At 37.5% G+C, this 19,096-nt stretch carries 16 protein-coding genes; 8 read left to right on the forward strand and 8 right to left on the reverse strand.

Features of this window, described 5'->3' with window-relative positions:
* Positions 1-140: 140 nt before the first annotated feature.
* Entirely contained in the window at positions 141-359 is a 219-nt protein-coding gene (locus AAV96_RS08795) for a DUF1653 domain-containing protein (RefSeq protein ID WP_004662574.1), read from the forward strand.
* A gap of 38 nt (positions 360-397) precedes the next feature.
* Positions 398-985 carry an O-methyltransferase gene (locus tag AAV96_RS08800; RefSeq protein WP_046739008.1) on the forward strand — a complete coding sequence of 196 codons (588 nt, stop codon included), beginning with the start codon at positions 398-400 and terminating at the stop codon, positions 983-985.
* Here AAV96_RS08800 and AAV96_RS08805 read toward each other — a convergent pair.
* Positions 962-2,011: an AraC family transcriptional regulator gene (locus AAV96_RS08805; RefSeq protein ID WP_046739009.1), complete on the reverse strand. Its 1,050-nt coding sequence runs from the start codon at positions 2,009-2,011 to the stop codon at positions 962-964. The two genes, AAV96_RS08800 and AAV96_RS08805, sit on opposite strands and share 24 nt — an antisense overlap.
* Positions 2,012-2,133: 122 nt before the next feature.
* Between AAV96_RS08805 and AAV96_RS08810 the strand changes: the two genes are divergently transcribed.
* Positions 2,134-3,333, forward strand: coding sequence for an alkane 1-monooxygenase (locus AAV96_RS08810; RefSeq protein ID WP_046739010.1), 1,200 nt, complete (start codon positions 2,134-2,136; stop codon positions 3,331-3,333).
* Between the two features lie 45 nt (positions 3,334-3,378).
* On the opposite strand, the gene AAV96_RS08815 is transcribed toward AAV96_RS08810, so the two are convergent.
* Positions 3,379-3,591: a KTSC domain-containing protein gene (locus AAV96_RS08815; RefSeq protein WP_004662566.1), complete on the reverse strand. Its 213-nt coding sequence runs from the start codon at positions 3,589-3,591 to the stop codon at positions 3,379-3,381.
* A gap of 253 nt (positions 3,592-3,844) precedes the next feature.
* Complete coding sequence (gene ahpC, locus AAV96_RS08820) at positions 3,845-4,408, reverse strand: alkyl hydroperoxide reductase subunit C (RefSeq protein WP_004662563.1); 564 nt, start codon at positions 4,406-4,408, stop codon at positions 3,845-3,847.
* A gap of 501 nt (positions 4,409-4,909) precedes the next feature.
* Here ahpC and AAV96_RS08825 point away from each other — a divergent pair.
* The 3 genes from AAV96_RS08825 (at position 4,910) to AAV96_RS08835 (ending at position 11,191) form a co-directional block, all read left to right on the forward strand.
* The gene (locus tag AAV96_RS08825; protein ID WP_046739011.1) at positions 4,910-6,070 is read left to right on the forward strand and encodes a sterol desaturase family protein; all 1,161 of its coding nucleotides are present in this window, start codon (positions 4,910-4,912) and stop codon (positions 6,068-6,070) included.
* A 113-nt stretch (positions 6,071-6,183) separates the two neighbouring features.
* Positions 6,184-10,038, forward strand: coding sequence for an ATP-dependent RNA helicase HrpA (gene hrpA, locus AAV96_RS08830; RefSeq protein ID WP_046739012.1), 3,855 nt, complete (start codon positions 6,184-6,186; stop codon positions 10,036-10,038).
* 46 nt (positions 10,039-10,084) lie between these two features.
* On the forward strand, positions 10,085-11,191 hold the full coding sequence (locus tag AAV96_RS08835) for a beta-ketoacyl-ACP synthase III (protein ID WP_046739013.1): 1,107 nt from the start codon (positions 10,085-10,087) through the stop codon (positions 11,189-11,191).
* 50 nt (positions 11,192-11,241) lie between these two features.
* Here the strand turns inward: AAV96_RS08835 and AAV96_RS08840 are convergent, their stop codons facing one another.
* Complete coding sequence (locus AAV96_RS08840; protein ID WP_046739014.1) at positions 11,242-12,945, reverse strand: DUF4394 domain-containing protein; 1,704 nt, start codon at positions 12,943-12,945, stop codon at positions 11,242-11,244.
* Positions 12,946-13,329: 384 nt separating this feature from the next.
* Positions 13,330-14,343: a lipoyl synthase gene (gene lipA / locus AAV96_RS08845; RefSeq protein ID WP_046739015.1), complete on the reverse strand. Its 1,014-nt coding sequence runs from the start codon at positions 14,341-14,343 to the stop codon at positions 13,330-13,332.
* 191 nt (positions 14,344-14,534) lie between these two features.
* Here lipA and sthA point away from each other — a divergent pair, with 191 nt between their 5' ends.
* Both sthA and AAV96_RS08855 read left to right on the forward strand, forming a co-directional pair.
* A complete protein-coding gene (gene sthA, locus AAV96_RS08850) occupies positions 14,535-15,950 on the forward strand; it encodes a Si-specific NAD(P)(+) transhydrogenase (RefSeq protein ID WP_005159656.1) in 1,416 nt (471 codons plus the stop codon).
* Positions 15,951-16,037: 87 nt separating this feature from the next.
* On the forward strand, positions 16,038-16,520 hold the full coding sequence (locus tag AAV96_RS08855; protein WP_046739016.1) for a DUF3465 domain-containing protein: 483 nt from the start codon (positions 16,038-16,040) through the stop codon (positions 16,518-16,520).
* 40 nt (positions 16,521-16,560) lie between these two features.
* Here AAV96_RS08855 and AAV96_RS08860 read toward each other — a convergent pair whose 3' ends face one another.
* The 3 genes from AAV96_RS08860 to mltB form a co-directional block, all read right to left on the reverse strand.
* Positions 16,561-17,013, reverse strand: coding sequence for a DUF962 domain-containing protein (locus AAV96_RS08860; protein ID WP_004662548.1), 453 nt, complete (start codon positions 17,011-17,013; stop codon positions 16,561-16,563).
* A 181-nt stretch (positions 17,014-17,194) separates the two neighbouring features.
* Positions 17,195-17,806 carry a septal ring lytic transglycosylase RlpA family protein gene (locus AAV96_RS08865; protein WP_004662546.1) on the reverse strand — a complete coding sequence of 204 codons (612 nt, stop codon included), beginning with the start codon at positions 17,804-17,806 and terminating at the stop codon, positions 17,195-17,197.
* A 287-nt stretch (positions 17,807-18,093) separates the two neighbouring features.
* Positions 18,094-19,095 (reverse strand): lytic murein transglycosylase B, encoded by a 1,002-nt coding sequence (gene mltB / locus AAV96_RS08870; protein ID WP_046739017.1) that lies wholly within the window; start codon positions 19,093-19,095, stop codon positions 18,094-18,096.
* Position 19,096 lies beyond the last annotated feature (1 nt).

The following is a 19,096-nucleotide window of genomic DNA, read 5'->3' on the forward strand; positions in this document are numbered from 1 at the left end:
TTTTTATAAATTTAATCGGATTTTTGAATTTTAATGTATATTTGTGGAACTTTTGTGCGTACATGAGCATAAAAATTTGAATCAAATAGAACTTGTTATATAACTGCAATTATTTCATGGCATATATAAGGAAGCAGCAAATGGTATTACAACGTGGTATTTATCAACACTACAAGGGTCAAATTTATCAGGTGTTTAATGTTGCTCGACATAGTGAAACTGAGGAGCAACTTGTTGTATATCAATGTTTATATGGCGATTATTCAATGTGGGTGCGTCCATTATCAATGTTTGTTGAAACAGTTGAACTTGAAGATGGACAAGTTATTCCACGTTTTAAATTAATACAAGCGACTTAAATTTGAACTTTTGCTTTTGAGCATTACGGAGACAAGACATGACGAGCACCGTTTTTTTACAACGTATTGCTGATTTATATGATGAATTTAAGCAACATGATGCTCGGCAGTCTGATCGCTTAAGACGTTACCGAAATATAGAAGCAGAATCTGCTAAGTTACTAGGGATGTTAGTACGTACTCAGCAATCAAAGCAGATTCTAGAAATTGGAACATCGACGGGATATTCAACCTTATGGTTGGCTGAAGCTGCAAAATCAGTTGAAGGTAAAGTTCAAACCCTAGAGATCAATGCTTTCCGAAGTGCTCAAGCTAAAAAATATGCTGAAGAATTTGGATTAGAGAATTTTATTGATTTTTGGGTGGGCGATGCCTCAGATTATTTGGCACAAGCGACTGAATCCTATGATCTAATTTTATTAGATGCAGAGCGTGGCTGCTATGTGAGTTATTGGAATGATTTAAAACGTCTATTACAGTTCTCAGGTAATACTTTGATCGTTGATAATGTGATTTCGCATGCTGCTGAGGTCAAAGATTTTCTTGAGTTGATTAAAGCGGACGAAAATTATATGAGCACTATTTTACCTGTAGGTGCAGGTTTATGTCTGGTTGTCTTGAAGTAGATGTGTTTGATCTTGATGTTTTGAGCGATAGCTCTGCGGACTACAACCTAATACTTTGTTAAATGCACGGGTAAAGTTGGCAGGGTTCGAATAGCCTAATTCGTAAGCAATATGGGTGATGGTAAAATTTGAATTTTCTAATAAATCAATTGCTCGCTCAGTACTAATTTTTTGTTTCAAAGCTTGAAATTCAACTCCTTGTTGCTGCAAATAACGTTGTAAAGTTTTGGTGGAAATATTTAGAACTTTAGCGCATTCGGTTAATGTTGGAATCTGGTTGGCTTGTCTTAACATCATGCTGACCCATTCAACAATTTCACCTTGATGATAAATTTTTTGAATCTGTTCCTGACAACGTTGTTCAACCACTTTTAGGCTATGAGCATCCGCCAAAGGTAAGGGTAGTGCCAGTTGTTGTTGATCAATCACAACGCGTATACCTGATATCCATGTGTAATTAAAATGAAAATTTGCTTTAACGAGATGTATATAGCGTTCAGCATAAACAGGCTCGGGTATACTTAAATAAATTTGGTAACGTTGTAATTGTTGTCCTGCAAGTTCTAATAAGCTGTAATAAAATCCAACTGCAATTGCTTCAATATGAAATGCTAAACATTGCTTATTCATTTGCAAGATTGGTTCAAGTAATAACTCAACCTTATGTTGATTAGTTGGAAATTGAATCGATAGCTTAAAGCTCGGCATAATTAGCCGAAAATATTGTGCAATTAATCTCAATGCATGTTCTAAATTTGGACTGGTCATTAATGCATATCCAACCAAGCTATGCGAACTCAGTTTTAGATTTTTACCGAGTTCAAAAGCCAAATCTTCTGTATTAGGTAGGCTCAGGCCAAGTGCAATAAATTGTTCAATTTGTTGAATTGATAAAAGCTCAGTTTTAGAAAGTTCGTTATGAAATGCGTTTAATACATCATTATCATATTGATGAGTACCAATCAGAATTTCGATCAACCGTAAATAATAACGAGACGGAATAACAGGGATTTGCTGTTTTTGCACAATAAAAATCCAGTAAAGTCTTAAAATGATAATATCAAGTCTTAAAATGATAATATAGAGTGAGTGCAAAAGAACACAATCAATTCAAGCAAAACATTTTGTGTTTGATTGAGGAATTTCTAATGAATATGCATACTCAACTGGATGTAGAGCAAGCAACAACAACTTTTAAAGATAAAAAACGTCATTTGTGGTTATTGGGTTTGGCAGTACCGACTATTGCAATGAGTGGTTTAGCGGGTTATCAATTTGGACCGAAAAAAACCAAAAAATTCTTTGCCTCTTTTGGTCCATTATTTATTCATGGTGTTATTCCTGCATTGGATAAGTTAATTGGTGAGGACACAGAAAATCCACCACTTGATGCGATTGCAGATTTAGAAGCTGATCCATATTACGCACGAATTGTTAAACTTTTTATTCCATTGCAATATGCGACCAATATTTACGGCACTTATTTGGCAAGTCGTAAAGGTACATCACTTGCAGATCAAGCATTACTTGGTACGTTGGTGGGGATGGTGAATGGTATTGCCATCAATACGGCGCATGAATTGAGCCATAAAAGTGGTCGTCTCGAACATTATTTATCACATTTGGCATTAGCTCCATCGGGCTATAATCATTTCCGTATTGAGCATCCATATGGTCATCACCGCCGTGTTGCAACGCCAGAAGATCCGGCATCATCTCGACTTGGTGAAACTTTCTGGAAATTTTTACCTCGTACAGTGATTGGTAGTTTTAAATCGGCGATCGAAATTGAGAAAAATCGTTTAGAGCGTAAAAAGTTGCCATTCTTCTGTAAAGAGAATGAATTGATTCATGGTTGGGCGATGTCGGCTATATACCATGCAGCTATGTTTAGCAAATTTGGAGTGCGTTCAGTACCCTTCCAAGTGACACAGGCTGCCTATGCAATTACTTTGTTTGAATCAGTAAATTATATTGAGCATTATGGTTTAAAACGTGAAAAGAAAGCCAATGGTCAATATGAGCGTACTTTACCTGAGCATAGTTGGAACAATAACAATGTAGTGACTAACTTATTCTTGTATCAATTACAGCGTCACTCAGATCATCATGCAAATCCAACACGTAGCTTCCAAACTTTGCGTCATTTTGAAGATGCACCACAGTTACCGGCGGGCTATGGAGCGATGATTTTGCCAGCTTTTATTCCTTCATGGTGGTCAAAAATTATGGATGATCGAGTTGTAGAGCATTACAAAGGCAATATGGAGAAAATTAATATTCATCCAGATGCAAAAGAAAAAATATTAGAGAAGTATGCTGAACAAGTTGAAGTCGAAGCTGCTTAATAAATTTAAATAAAAAACCAGCCTTAATATAGGCTGGTTTTTTATTTATGAGGCTAAAAGATAAAGTCGTTTAAAATGAAGATCAAACTCAAGGTATTTATGGACAAAAGCAGTCTTATCAGTTGTGCGTAGCAAATTGTCATACACAAATTCTGGAACAGGGTGATAAAGCTCGGCTGTGCCATTGCTGTAAAAAATTTTTAAATAGCGTGAAGAAATATCATATTTCCAAGAGGTTACAACAACAGTTTTTTCCATATATTTGCCCCCATTTTAGTTTGATCATTTAGTACATACAAAAAACTCTTTATGTTTCATAATTTGACATTACTCCATGTAATGCAGGCTGACAATTGATAAATGAATTTCGTTATAAATTTATAAGTATAAGAATTGTAAAAAATTTACTATTGAATTGAGATCGACGTATCGTAAAAAGTGACCAAATGACAAATAAAAAGAAACCACTCTTTTTAGAGTGGTTTCTTTTCAACATTGTTAAATCTAAAAATTAGATTTTACCAACGAGGTCGATCGATGGAGCAAGAGTCGCTTCACCTTCTTTCCATTTAGCAGGGCAAACTTCGCCTGGGTGGCTTGCTACGAATTGAGCAGCTTTAAGCTTACGTAAAGTTTCTGAAACATCACGCGCAATTGCATTGTCATGAATTTCAGCAGTTTTAATTACACCTTCTGGGTTGATGATGAACGTACCACGTAAAGCTAAACCAGCTTCTTCGATATGCACATCAAAAGCACGTGTTAATTGATGTGTAGGATCGCCAACTAATGGGAATTGAGCTTTACCTACAGCAGGAGAAGTTTCGTGCCATACTTTGTGAGAGAAATGAGTATCAGTTGTTACGATATAAACTTCTGCACCAGCTTTTTTGAATTCTTCGTAGTTCTCAGCAGCATCTTCAACTTCAGTAGGACAGTTGAAAGTAAATGCAGCAGGCATAAAAATAAGAACAGACCATTTGCCTTTAAGATCAGCGTCAGTTACTTGAATGAATTCACCGTTACGGAATGCATCAGCTTTAAATGGTTTAACTTCAGTATTAATTAAGCTCATCATTGTCTCCATGATTGAGGTTTTATTGAGAGGCTAATGCCTTACTTGTTTACGAGGTCAAGAATAAATAATTTTTAGTTATTGGGGAAATAGTATTTTTACATGACTAAAATCGGAAAATTGAATGAATCAATATAAAACGATTTTCACCCTAAGATATACGCTTATTTGACTCCAACAAGATGAAGTAAATATGACGAATACCTAAAACTAACTTGCATAACAACATGCAGTCGATAGTATTAAAATTCAAGGGTAAAATTGAAAAAATCTAAAAAATATAGGGAAAACCACGATATAGATTTAAGTACATGATAACTATAATGCGATGTTTTTATCGAGCTGAGAGTTTATATTGTTTGTTTTCTGAGCTTGTGTTAAGTATTTGATCACTTTAGAATCCGCTAAATTTGATGAATGCTCAAATTTTTTTATTTGAGAAAAACGAAAATTTTACCTCGGAAATTTGTGTTCTCGGGTATACAGTGAAATTTATAAAAAATGACTGATCAATTAAGACAAAAATTCGAAAATTTAGAGTTGAATGCAGGCTTAGGTAAAATTAGTGCTTTTATTTCAATGTCTTTGGGGTTGTTAGCTATTTTTGGGGCTTTGTGTTTTATGTTCCCGTCGGTACTGACTATGCCTGAACTACGTCCTGTTTATGCCAAACATTATGATGTTTTTTATTTCAGTTTGATGTTTGGTATTACGCTGAGTGCTGGTTTTGGGATTTTTAGTGCGTTATTTCGACAAAATCGTTATGGTTTTTATGGCTTATGCTTTGCTGTAGTGGCAGCGGTTTTAGGCTGTGGGTTAATTAAAGCGCCAACGTTACCCAACCTACCTTTTTATGCAGGTATTGATTATTTCATTTTAACATTAGTGCTCTTGGCTCTTATCTTCATTCCACTTGAGGGATTCTTTGCTAAAAATCCTGATCAAAAAATCTTAAGGGTAGGTTGGGTGACGGATATGAAATATTTCATGTTGAGTCATATCGGAATTCAATTGTTCACCTTTTTGACAGTGATGCCGATTCAATACTGGATTACCCACTTACCCAATAATCCAATCGTACCTTTTGTTCAAGCTCAGCCAATTTGGTTGCAGCTTATTGAGTTATTGATTGTGGTTGATTTCGTCGTGTACTGGTTGCACCGAGCGATGCATGAAATAGATCTATTATGGCGTTTCCATGCGATACATCATTCCACCGAGTATATGGATTGGTTAGCATCTTCACGACTACATATCGTAGAAGTACTAATGACACGTTTTATTGCCACCTTACCTATTTTCCTACTGGGCTTTCATACATCGGCTGTATTTGCTTATCTTGTTTTTATTTCGTTTCATGCCATTTTTATTCATTCAAATGTACGTTTTCGTTTTCCATATTTGCGCTGGCTAATTGCAACTCCTGAGTTTCATCATTGGCACCATTCTTCAGAGAAGCCTGCGATTGATAAAAACTATGCTGCTTTTATTCCAATCTATGATGTGATCTTTAAAAGTGTATACATGCCAAATCATCTTGCGAGTGTTTACGGCACAGTTGGTTATAAGATACCGAATAGTTTTGTTAAACAATTCACATGGCCATTTAAAAAGTATATAAAACGTTTGCGGCAACATTTTGATCATTCATCTAAATCATAAGCATAAAGACACAACTGCATTAATATTCTGAACAGATTGATGCAGTTTCTTTGCATAGCAACGCTTTAAGGCGTAAAATAGCCGATTATTTTTATTGTTAGGAAAGCTGTTCAGTGCAGAGTCATTTAAATGTAGATCAATGGGTTATGGCACGTGACCGCCACCGTTTAAATCGACTGCGCAAAGATAAAAAAACAGAAACAGCGGAAATAGAAAAACTTTTTCAACAGTCAAATGACAAAGTCAAACAACGCTTAGCGCGCATTCCCCAAATTAAGCTCAATCAAGATTTACCTGTTACTCAGTATGCAGATCGTTTGATTGCCGCAATACAAAAGCATCAAGTGATTATTGTGGCGGGTGAAACGGGTTCGGGTAAAACCACGCAGTTACCACAAATTGCCATGCTTGCTGGTCGTGGTCTCACTGGGATGATTGGGCATACTCAGCCGCGACGTTTAGCTGCGCGCAGTGTCTCACAACGTATTGCAGAAGAGGTTGGGCAGAAACTGGGCGAGGCGATTGGCTTTAAAATCCGTTTTAATGAGCAGGGATCGCAAGATTCTATCGTGCGTTTGATGACGGATGGTATTTTGCTAGCTGAGCTGACGAACGACCGCTTCCTTTCAAAATACGACACAATCATTATCGATGAAGCCCATGAGCGTTCACTGAATATAGATTTCATCATGGGTTATCTTAAACAGCTATTACCAAAGCGTCCTGATTTAAAAGTAATCGTGACGTCGGCGACTTTAGATGTAAATCGTTTTAGCCAATACTTCAATGACGCACCGATTTTTGAAGTAGAAGGGCGCAGCTTCCCTGTTGAAGTGCGTTATCGTCCAATTTCGGAACTCAGTATTATTGGTAGTGATGATGATGAGTTTGATGATTTTGAAGAGAACTTACCACGTGCTGTTGTACAAGCGGTCGAAGAGTGTTTTGCTGATGCTGAGGGTAAAGGTCATCCTGAATATGCGGATATTTTAGTTTTTGCCAGCACTGAGCAGGAAATCCGAGAATTACAAGAAACCCTACAGAAGTATGGTCCTCGGCATACAGAAGTGTTGCCTTTATATGCGCGTTTGGCACTCGCCGAGCAGCAAAAGATTTTCAGTCCAAGTGGTAAAGGTCGCCGTATCATTATTGCAACCAACGTTGCTGAAACAGCATTAACCGTTCCTAATATTCGTTATGTGATTGATAGCGGTTTTGCTCGTATTTCACGTTATAACTACCGTTCACGTGTGCAGCGCTTACCGATTGAAGCGATTTCACAAGCAGCAGCCAATCAGCGTAAAGGTCGTTGTGGTCGTATTGCTGCGGGTGTTTGTATTCGTCTATACAGTGAAGAAGATTTTTTAAGTCGTCCTGAATTTACCGAACCAGAGATCAAACGAACTAACTTAGCTTCTGTTATTTTGCAGATGCAAAGTCTTGGTTTAGGTAGTTTAGAAGATTTTGACTTTATTGAGCCGCCTGATTTCCGTTTGGTTAATGATGGGCGCAAGCTTTTGATTGAGTTGGGTGCATTAAGCGAACGTAAAAATGATTTAACTAAAGTCGGTCAAATGATGGCACGCATGCCGATTGATCCACGATTAGCTCGTATGCTGATTGGTGGCGCTCATTTTGGTGTTCTGAAAGAAACATTGATTATTGTCAGTGCATTAGCGATTCAAGATCCACGAGAACGACCTGCCGATAAACAAATGCAAGCCGATCAGAAGCATGCCTTATTCAAAGAAGCGGATTCAGATTTTTTATTCTATTTAAAACTTTGGAATACGCTCCAAACTAGTCCTGATACGCAGTCTGAAAACAAGCGCCGTCAATTTGCGCGTCAACATTTTTTAAGTTGGTTACGTTTACGGGAATGGAAGCAAACTCATCAACAATTAGTTGAATTGGCTGAAGGATTAAAGTTGAGCTTTAATGAAAAGGCAGCCAATTATGAAAATTTACATCGTGCTTTGTTAACGGGTTTACTTTCATTTATCGCCAATAAAACCGATGAACGTAATACTTTTATGGCGGTACGTCAGCAGAAAGCCAAAGTATTTCCTGCCAGTACGCTGCATAAGACCAATACTGCTTGGGTGATGGCATTTGAGATGGTGGAAACTTCTCAAGTGTATTTACGCACTTTGGCAAAAATTGATCCTGAATGGATTTTATTAGCTGCACGTGACCTATTGAAATATCACTATTTCGAACCCCATTGGTCGAAAAAAGCAGGCATTGTGAATGCCTATGCGCAAATTTCATTGTTTGGTTTAATTATTGAACCAAAACGTATGATGAATTTTGAAAAAGTTGATCAAGCCGCGGCACATGAAATCTTTTTACGGGATGCCTTAACGACTGGTAATTTGGGTATTACGCCACCGTTTTTAAAGCATAATTTATTGAAGCTTGAAGAAGTTGAGCGTGTTGAAGATAAATTGCGTCGTCGTGATTTAGTGGTCGATGAAGAAACTATTTATCAATTTTATGCTGAAAAAGTGCCAGAGGAAATTGCCAGCCGCAGTAGTTTTGAAGATTGGCGTGCAACAGTAGAGCCAGATCATCCGCGTTATCTTTTTGTAGAAGACGATGCGTTATGGATGAATGATCGGCCAACCACACAGCAATTCCCAGATTATTTACATAATGGACAATTGCGTTTGGCTGCGAGTTATCGTTTTGATCCAAGTCATGATGAAGATGGTGCAACGGTTAAAATTCCTGTGCAGGCTTTGCCACAAGTAGATGAAAAGCAATGGTCATGGGGAATTCCTGGGTGGCGTCAGGATTTAATTGAGGCTTTGCTCAAGGCGTTGCCTAAAGACAAACGTCGTAATTTAGTCCCGATTCCAGATACTGCGAAAAAACTGATGCAAGGTGTTGATGCAGTACATTTACGTGAGCACTTATTTAGTTATTTAGCTTTTGCTCTGCGTGGTGAGCAAATTACAGAAAAAGATTTTTCTTTTGAACGAATTGATCAATATCTCGTACCTTTTATTAAAGTTGTGGATGAAAAAGGCAAACTCATTGCGCAAGGACGTGATTTAGATGAACTCAAAGCGCGTTGTCGTGTTGAAACTCATCGTCCTGTGAAGCAGCAAAAGGGGGAGTTCCAGACTTTTCCTGAAAATTTTGTATTTGAAGCGTCTCAAAAAGTCACGGGTGTGGTCGTAAAGCAATATCAGGCTTTGGTTCCAAGTAAAGTTTTTGCTGAACTTGATGTTAAAGATGAGTCGGGTGTGGTGATTCAAACCTTTAATGATCAAGATGAAGCAATTAAGCAACATCGTGAAGGCGTGATTCGTCTTTTATACATGCAATTGGGGGATTTAATCCGTCAATTGAAAAAACAGATTTCCAAACCATTAGCTTTGGCATATTCGCCTTTGGGTGATCGGGCGAAGTTGGAACAAATGCTGGTTTATGCAACCTTACAAGTTTCAATAAAAACCTTGCCTAAAGATACGGCGGAATTTAATCAGCTAATGGCTGATGTGAAAAAGCAATTCTTGGCAGATGGTCAAAAAGTTTTAATTGATATTACTGAGATTTTTATTCAATGGCAGCAAATTCGTCGTGAGTTATTGGTTTTAGATCAGGATATCTTTGGTCGAAGTGTGGATGACATAGAAGACCAACTTGATTTAATGTCATTAGCGAACTTTGTCTACAGTAAACCTGTTGAGATTTGGCAGGAATACCCACGGTTTTTAAAAGCATTGCTATTGCGTTTGGGTCGTTTGCCAAATAATCTACAACGTGACCTCGCTGCAATTGATGATGTCGATCCATGGATGGACAAAGTATTTAAATTTAAAAATGATCCTAAAATCAAAGAATTGTATTTGATGTTGGAAGAACTTAGAATTTCGTTGTTTTCTCAACCAATGAAAACAAAGATGCCAATTTCACCAACTAGATTGCAAAAACTATGGGATCGATTAGCAATCGGTTAAACTGAGCAATAATGAAAGTTAGAAGCATTCTTTACAGGAGTTTTACATGGGCATTCGTATAACAGGTACAGGGTTATTTCACCCAACCGAATCTATTTCTAATGAAGAGTTGGTTGAAAGTTTAAATGCTTATGTAGAACAATTTAATCAAGAAAATGCTGAGCAAATTGCTGCTGGCGAGATCGAAGCATTACGTGGTTCAAGCCCAGAATTTATTGAAAAAGCTTCTGGTATCCAACGTCGTTATGTAGTCGAAAAATCGGGTATTCTTGATCCAAAACGCTTACGTCCACGTTTACAAGAGCGTAGTAATGATGAGCTTTCACTTCAAGCGGAGTGGGGTGTCATTGCTGCAAAACAAGCGATGGAAAATGCAGGTGTTACAGCAGAAGATATCGATGTTGTCATCTTAGCTTGTTCAAATATGCAACGTGCCTACCCAGCGGTTGCAATTGAAATTCAGTCAGCTTTGGGCATCCAAGGTTATGCTTATGACATGAATGTGGCTTGTTCTGCTGCAACATTCGGTTTGAAGCAAGCCTATGATGCAGTGAAATGTGGCGCACGCCGTGTATTATTACTCAATGTTGAAATTACCTCAGGTCATTTAGATTACCGTACCCGTGATGCACATTTCATTTTCGGTGATGTTGCGACGGCTTCAATTATCGAAGAAACTGAAACTAAATCAGGCTATGAAATCCTGGATATTCATTTGTTTACTCAGTTCTCAAATAATATTCGTAATAACTTTGGTTTCTTAAACCGTAGTGAAGATGCTGTTGTCGATGACAAATTGTTCCGCCAAGATGGTCGTAAAGTCTTTAAAGAAGTTTGTCCATTGGTTGCAAAAATCATCACTGCACAGTTAGAAAAACTTGAATTAATTCCTGAGCAAGTTAAGCGTTTCTGGTTGCATCAAGCCAATGCGAATATGAATGAACTCATTTTGAAACTCGTTGTGGGTAAAGAAGCTGATTTAGAACGCGCACCTATTATTTTAGATGAGTTTGCCAACACATCTTCAGCAGGTGTAATTATTGCGATGCATCGTACAGGTGAGCAAGTGAATAATGGCGAATATGCGGTGATCTCTTCATTTGGTGCTGGTTATTCTGTAGGTTCAATTATTGTACAAAAGCATATTGCTTGATTATCTGAATTTAAAAAAACCGCATCATTTGATGCGGTTTTTTTTATTATTTATTTGAATAAGATTGCTAAATCGATTACAGGCGGAGTGCTATTACTCCCTATAGTCGAGGCATTTAGATTAGGTGTTCCATCCACATTAATTGCTAAACGTGCTCTTGGAGTTGTAATTGTAGTATCACTATTTAGATCAACACGATATAACACTGAAGGTCCAGAAGCACCTGAGACTGCTGCTAAAGCTAAGCCATTATCACCACCTGCAATATCAAAACCATTATCCATGCCTAGGTTGATTCCTAAGTTGCCGATGAGATTTAAAGTGCCATTGTTTGGAGGATTTTGCTTAGTTAAGGTATTGCCTGTTTGATTTAAATCAAATAGTTCAGTAGTAAGCGTTGAAACTGGTGTGGCAAAACTATTGGTATATGCTGCTGCAGTGACTTTAGCATCAGCAATTCCGCCAATATTCACATCCTTAAATGTTTCACCTGTATCTACGTTAATTCTTAGATTTTGTCCAGAATCACTGATCACTCTTAGTCTGTCTGCAGTAGGGTTAAAGTCAACGGCAAAACTTGTTCCATCTAATGTTGTGAAACTACTGCCCATCGCAGGTTTAAGTGAAGTGATCAGGTTAGCCATTCCTGTATCTGTATTTATGGTATATAAGTTTGCCTTATTGGTAAGGCCATAAAGTTTTCCAGAATTGGTCGTAGTGGTTCTGAGTCTGTAATCAATTCCAATAAATTTCTCATCAACGAGTAAACCGGTGATGGTTTTTTCCATAACCGCATTTGGATTATTTAAAGCAAAGTTCAATAATTTATTATTGGCCGTCAATCCATAAGCTTGAGCAATGGCATCACTTGCTCTTTTGAGTGCAATACCGCGAATTCCCATGCTATTAAAGTTACTATTTAGGTCACCAGATGCAAAAATGGCATCATTGCTTGTTCCTACGTTTGCTAGATTAAGTTGAAAGAATTTATAAGCACCAGTATTGAGCTTTAGCGCTGCGAAGCCGACGTTAGTTACAGGATCTATGTCAAATCCACCACCGCCGTTAATGTTTATATCTGTTCCCAACGCAGCAGAAACTCCTAATGTTCCAGCATTCGCATTTTGGATATAAATTCGATCACTATTTTGATCAATGCTATAGAGTTTGGTTGATCCAGTTCCTGCAAATGCATTGGTATACGCGCCAGCGACAATGGTAGGGTTGCTTTCTGATAATTTGATAGAGCCATCTGTAATCGTGGCGCCAGTATCCACATTAATTCGAAGGTTTTGTCCCGTATTTGTAATAACCCTCAAACGATCTGCAACTGGATTGAAGTTCACAGTAATCAGATTTGCATCGCCTAAAATCTTAGTAAATGCTGCATTTCCATCAGTCGTATCAGTAGGGTCAGCCATTAATTTTTTTATAAAAGTGGCTGAACCTGTTGCAGAATTCAAAGTATAAATATTACCTAACAATCCCACCGCATAAAGTTTCCCATCTTTCGGACGATAATCGATTCCAACGAGTTCATCATCTGTTTGTAGACCTGTAATTTTAAGATTTGACACGATTTTATTTGGCATCATTCGGTCTATTGAACTGATCATACCGTTGCTTGTTAAGATTAATGTGTCACCTGTATTAGTATTTGTAGTTTCTGTATCGTTGTTAGAATCATTATTACAACCCAATAATATTAGGCTACCCAGAGTTGCTGCGGTCAATGTTAATGCTCGTTTATTCATAGTCGTTTATCCTGATACATATTTTGGTTATAAGAAGCTTTTGAGAAGTATTCCCTGTTATTGATTAACTGCGAGCTTCTTGTTATTGGATTGCTGTAATGGGTCTAGCCTTAGAAAAAGATTTCGACTTTTATTTTTAAATGAATAATTTAAAAATCTTATATTTACTTTTGTTAGATTAAGTGGGGCAAGGTCGAAAGTAAACTAATGTTTTTAAGTGTTTTTTTCGTATTTGAGTTTTGAGTTGTAATTATTCACACCAACTTCACGGCAGCTAAGAAACTCTAAATTATTAAAGTAATTGTTGTGATAAAAAATATAATGTTTAAAAGCAAAAAAATCGAGAGAATTTTAAAACCCTCTCGATTACGATATATTTATTGCTTACGCTTCAACAGTTTGAACTGCAATTTTTTTCGCTGGATCGACTTTACGACGTACCGCAGGAACAGGTTCGCCGTGATATTGACGATCTGCGAAATAGCTCGAACGAACCATTGGCGCTGACCAGATATTTCTAAAACCTAATTTTCGACCATGTTCGGCGTAACGCTCGAATTCCTCTGGCGTTACAAAGCGATCAATCGGTGCATGCTGCTTTGATGGTTGTAGATATTGACCAATGGTCACGTAATCTACGTCGTGTGCACGAAGGTCATCTAGTAAAGCAATCACTTCTTCTTCTGTCTCTCCAATCCCAACCATCAAACCACATTTGGTTGGCACATCAGGGCAGTATTCTTTAAACATTTTTAAAAGATTTAAAGAATGTTGATAGTCAGAACCTGGACGCATTGCTTTGTATAAGCGAGGAACAGTCTCGATATTATGATTGAAAACATCGGGTGGACATTCTGTCATGATGCGTAAGGCAATATCCATACGACCACGGAAATCAGGAACTAAAATTTCTAATAAAGTTTTTGGACTGAGTGCGCGAGCTTCTTTAATACAATCCACAAAGTGTTGAGCACCACCATCTAATAGATCATCACGGTCTACAGAAGTAATAACTGCATACTTAAGACCTAAGTTAGAAATGGTTTCAGCCATGTGGCGTGGTTCATCAGGGTCTAATGCATTTGGTCGGCCATGCGCCACGTCACAAAACGGGCAACGGCGAGTACAAATATCACCCATGATCATAAAAGTAGCAGTACCACCACCAAAACACTCAGGGAGGTTAGGGCAGGCAGCTTCTTCACAAACAGTATGGAGTTTTTGCGAACGTAGAGTTGTTTTTATACGCTGAACCTCTTCAGGTGCAGTCATTTTGACGCGAATCCAGTCTGGTTTACGAGGCACTTCAACCGTAGGTATAACTTTTACAGGAATTCTTGCGACTTTTTCTGCGCCACGAAGTTTTATGCCCTGTTCAGGTTTACGGTGTTCAGACATATTATTTTCTACAACCTATTACTTGAGATATTCGATTATTATAGTCAAATTTATTGGTTTATAGGATGAATTAGGTATTCATTTTGAAAATGTGAATATATAAAAATATATGGTTGAGAAATACATCAAGCCATAGCATATTAGTTATCATATATATAGAAGTAAACAGCGAAGAGACAAAGGAGCTTTGAATGCCACGTAAGAAAGAGGTCGTTGGTGGGAATGTTGTAAAATTTGATGCAGTAATTCTCGGTTCTGGCCCAGCTGGTGAAGGCGCGGCAATGAAGCTAGCTAAAGCAGGTAGACGTGTAGCGATCGTTGATATACGTGATCAACTTGGTGGTAATTGTGCTCACGTAGGAACAATTCCTAGTAAAGCATTACGTCAAACAGTATCAAGTATTATTCGCTATCAACGTGATCCTATGTTTCAAAAGGTCGGTGAGTGGAAACAATTCACCATGAAACAAGTGCTACGTAATGCACATAAGGTAATTCAACAGCAAGTTGATACGCATACACGTTTCTATGATCGCAACAAAATTGATGTGTTTCATGGACGTGCTTATATCCAAGATAAAAATACGGTTTTGATTTTTGGTCAGGACGGAATTAAAGATACGATCATTTGTAAGCAAATAGTGATTGCAACGGGTAGTCGCCCTTATCAACCACAAGGTTTAGATTTCAATCATCCGCGTGTATTTGATTCAGATAAAATTCTTGATTTGGATTATTCAATTCAAAAAATCATTATTTATGGTGCTGGTGTGATCGGTTGCGAATATGCTTCGATTTTCATTGGTTTAGATCATAAAGTTGATTTGATTAATACCCAACAAAAGCTTTTAAGCTACCTTGATGATGAAATCGCAGATGCATTGTCTTATCACTTACGTGAACAAGGCGTATTGATTCGACATAATGAGCAAATTGATCGCTTAGAAACCTTTGATGATCATGTGGTTTTACATTTGCTGAGCGGTAAGAAGATTAAAGCTGATGCCATTTTATGGTGCAACGGTCGTTCTGGTAATACAGATGGTCTTGGTTTGGAAAATGTCGGTTTAACACCGAATAACCGTGGTCAGCTGATGGTCAATGATCAATACCAAACTGAAGTTGATAACATCTATGCTGCAGGGGATGTTATTGGTTGGCCATCACTTGCATCGGCTGCTTATGACCAAGGTCGTTGTGCAGGTGCAAATATGGTTGGTGAGAAAAATGTTAAGCCAATTAAAGATGTGCCAACAGGTATTTATACAATCCCAGAAATTTCTTCAATTGGTAAGAACGAGCAGCAATTAACTGAAGAAAAAGTACCTTATGAAGTAGGTCAGGCTTCATTCCGTCATCTAGCTCGTGCCCAAATTACGGGTGATACGGTTGGTGAATTAAAAATCTTGTTCCATCGCGATACTTTAGAAGTATTGGGTATTCACTGCTTTGGTAATAATGCCGCAGAGATTATTCACATTGGGCAAGTGGTGATGCATAGTCCAAACAATACGTTGAAGTACTTCGTTGAAACGACATTCAACTATCCAACGATGGCAGAAGCATATCGTGTAGCAGCTTTGAATGGTATGAATCGTTTGTTTTAAATGGCGATGGATTTAGTTCGACAAGCACCGAAATGCCAATCAACTTGATTGGCATTTTGTTATCTGGATTTAGTCAGGAAATTTGCGATGAAAACTAAAATAAATAATCTAATTCTTGTAGTAATCATTTTGTTGCTTGCAGCTTATTTGAGTTTCGATTTTAAAGAAAAGCAAAATACTAAAATTACTAGCAGTAACACACAAACTTCAGTTTCAAATACTAATATTTCTGTCGATGATCAAGACAAGATCATGCAGGCTTATCAACAGCAAAGAAGCAATATTCAAGTTCAAGCACAGGGTATTGTGAAAGCAGTTTTGCCAGATGACAGTCAAGGTTCAAAACATCAGAAAATGATTCTTAAACTTGAGAATGGTTTAACGGTTTTGATTGCACATAATATTGATTTAGCCACAAGAATAGACGGGCTTAAAAAAGGTGATCAGCTTGAGTTTTTTGGTGAATATGAATATAGCCCAAAAGGCGGTGTGATTCATTGGACCCATCATGATCCACAAAGAAAACATATTGACGGGTGGTTAAAATATAAAGGGAAAATATATCAATGATGTTTTCCCTTTATTACTCATTCTATTTGTATGTTCTCAATCAGCTTGTAAGCGCTAATTTCTGACGAGATTTCCATTTAGGTAGGACTTTAGCTAAATAAGCGTCCATGCACCATACAGGGCCAATCAGGAGGAATTGTAAGTCTTTAAAGAAAGAAGGCTTTTTCCCTTCGACTTTGTGACCATAAAATTGGCCAATCCAAGCAATCACAAAGACACCAATATAGAATCCTACGCCTACAGGTAAAATAATAATGAGCCATGCCATAACGGCTAACAGTGCAGCCATTGCAACAGCGAGAACAATATCCAAACGAGCATAAAATACTAAAGTGAGTACAAGAAGCAAAGCGGTGAGTAGGGTGCTAAAATGAGCCAAAATACCAATAATTGAAAAAAGAATAGCTGGGACACAAACCCAATGAATTTTTTTATTCGTTTGGTTTTGATGGCTGTCACTATACTCATCAAACCATGTATCAATTGACTTCATATTAATTCCTTTGATGTATTCATTTTTATTTGCTCAATATACCGAATTAAATAAAAAGGGTCAAAATCATTCGCGGATATGATGTTGCTCCAGAGAATAACTGTAATTTCTAAATTCTTTTGTCTCATAATAAAAAAAGCCACACTAGGTGGCTTTTTTTGGAGAGTGTAAAACTAAGTTATTAAGAACTAGGTCCATCAACTCGTTCGATGCTCACATTACCAGTACCAGAACCAGACATACCAAGTTGCTTTGCAGCACCATAAGATAAATCTAGCACTCGGTTACCATGAAATGGACCACGATCATTTACTTTTACTACAACACTCTTGCCGTTGTCTTTATTTGTTACACGGATATAACAGTTTAAAGGAAGGCTACGGTGAGCTGCAGTTAATCCATTCATATCGAATGTTTCACCGCTTGCTGTTTTACGACCATGAAACTGACGTCCATACCAAGATGCAACGCCACTTTGGCTGAATTTACGAACTGTGTTCGAAGCAACAGTATTCAGTTTTTCAATCACTGAAGGCTCGTCTTCAGGAATATCGATTTTTGCAGCAATCGTCTGGCGACGGATTTGGTCACCTGAACTCTCAGTGATTGAAAGACTATTAACGTTTGAAAAACGCGAATTAAAATTTTGAGAATCTTTGCTTAGTACGCGGGCAGCTAAATTAGAACCATCCACATCATTATTCATTGATGTCGATTGTACCATTTCCGCATGTAACGGGCTTAAACTTAAGCCTGCCGTCAGCGCTAGAATATATTTTAGCGAAAACTGCATTGTATAAACTCCTAGAGAACATGCTTTTCTATTTCAAAAAACAACTTTGAAATATAGTGCACATGTCTAATTATTCACTTTTGCAATTACTTTACTTGAGTGGATAATATTCATCGCTTACGAAGTGTGTCTAGTCTTTAACGATAAATAGTTACAAAAAGGGCAAAAACTTACAGTTTGCGGTTAAAAAATAATCAATATTGTAACAAAACATATTTTTTGCTGAATATGTGATCTTTTTACTCAATTTTTTTATTGACTTTTCATAATGTTATAAAAAAGCTAGTCTATCGACTAGCTACTTCGGTGCCCAATAACCATACTGCTGTTGCATACATACGACTTTTATTATAGGTCGTAATCACTTGGAAATTTGGATAAGTAATATAGTAAATTGGACCAAATTGGTCTTGTAATTGAATGACATTGACTAAGTCTAAATCATCAATTTTTACCAAAGGGTCAACAGGGGAAACCCCTAATCTTTTTAATTCTCCATAGGGAATAGGTTGGGTTAAATCCTTGGAAATAATACTATCTGGGTTGTGGCCTAAGTAACGGGCTGGAAACCCAATTGGCCGATCGCGCTGCCAACCATGTTGAGCTAAATAGTTAGCAATAGAGCCAATAGCATCTGTTGCAGAATTTCTTAAATCAATGTGACCATTTCCATCATAATCTACGCCCAGCTTTTGAATATTGCTTGGCATGAATTGCGGATAACCAATAGCACCTGCATATGAACCCACGATACTATTTGTTGGATAACCTTCTTTATAAGTCCAAGCGATCAAGGCTGCTAGTTCATCGCTAAAATAGTCTGCTCGACGAGGATAACCGAAAGCGAGCGTCGCAAGTGCATCTCTAGTGACGAAAGAGCCCTTATTTGCACCATAACCTGTTTCTACACCTAAAATGCCCAGAATGACTGTTTTAGGTACGCCAAACTGCTGTTCAGCACGATTCAACGCGTCTTGATATTGATTTTTAAAGTTTGCACCGCGTTGAATAGTGCCATCAACGAGAAACATTGAACGATATTCATACCAAGGTTTACTTTCGCCTGGGCGAGTCATGATATTGAGAATATTAGGTAAATCTTTAGCGCCACTCATGGCTGCATCAATTTGTTCACTCGTTAAATTATAAGTTGACATTGCTTTCTGCTTAAAAGCAAAGTAATTCGGATGTGTATAAAATTCATTTGCTTGAGCCCAATTACTGCTGACAAATAAACTGGCACTCAAACCAAGCAATTTAAAAATTTTATTTAAATTAGGAAGAAACATA

It is taken from the genome of Acinetobacter sp. AG1 (assembly GCF_001005525.1).
Taxonomy (GTDB): Bacteria; Pseudomonadota; Gammaproteobacteria; order Pseudomonadales; family Moraxellaceae; genus Acinetobacter; species Acinetobacter modestus.

Excerpts from the sequence above, each read along its gene's own strand:
- AAV96_RS08795 (WP_004662574.1), top strand. The coding sequence starts at position 141 with ATGGTATTACAACGTGGTATTTATCAACACTACAAGGGTCAAATTTAT.
- AAV96_RS08800 (WP_046739008.1), top strand. The coding sequence starts at position 398 with ATGACGAGCACCGTTTTTTTACAACGTATTGCTGATTTATATGATGAA.
- AAV96_RS08810 (WP_046739010.1), top strand. The coding sequence starts at position 2,134 with ATGAATATGCATACTCAACTGGATGTAGAGCAAGCAACAACAACTTTT.
- AAV96_RS08815 (WP_004662566.1), bottom strand. The coding sequence starts at position 3,591 with ATGGAAAAAACTGTTGTTGTAACCTCTTGGAAATATGATATTTCTTCA.
- ahpC (WP_004662563.1), bottom strand. The coding sequence starts at position 4,408 with ATGAGCTTAATTAATACTGAAGTTAAACCATTTAAAGCTGATGCATTC.
- AAV96_RS08825 (WP_046739011.1), top strand. The coding sequence starts at position 4,910 with ATGACTGATCAATTAAGACAAAAATTCGAAAATTTAGAGTTGAATGCA.
- AAV96_RS08835 (WP_046739013.1), top strand. The coding sequence starts at position 10,085 with ATGGGCATTCGTATAACAGGTACAGGGTTATTTCACCCAACCGAATCT.
- AAV96_RS08840 (WP_046739014.1), bottom strand. The coding sequence starts at position 12,945 with ATGAATAAACGAGCATTAACATTGACCGCAGCAACTCTGGGTAGCCTA.
- lipA (WP_046739015.1), bottom strand. The coding sequence starts at position 14,343 with ATGTCTGAACACCGTAAACCTGAACAGGGCATAAAACTTCGTGGCGCA.
- sthA (WP_005159656.1), top strand. The coding sequence starts at position 14,535 with ATGCCACGTAAGAAAGAGGTCGTTGGTGGGAATGTTGTAAAATTTGAT.
- AAV96_RS08855 (WP_046739016.1), top strand. The coding sequence starts at position 16,038 with ATGAAAACTAAAATAAATAATCTAATTCTTGTAGTAATCATTTTGTTG.
- AAV96_RS08860 (WP_004662548.1), bottom strand. The coding sequence starts at position 17,013 with ATGAAGTCAATTGATACATGGTTTGATGAGTATAGTGACAGCCATCAA.
- AAV96_RS08865 (WP_004662546.1), bottom strand. The coding sequence starts at position 17,806 with ATGCAGTTTTCGCTAAAATATATTCTAGCGCTGACGGCAGGCTTAAGT.
- mltB (WP_046739017.1), bottom strand. The coding sequence starts at position 19,095 with ATGTTTCTTCCTAATTTAAATAAAATTTTTAAATTGCTTGGTTTGAGT.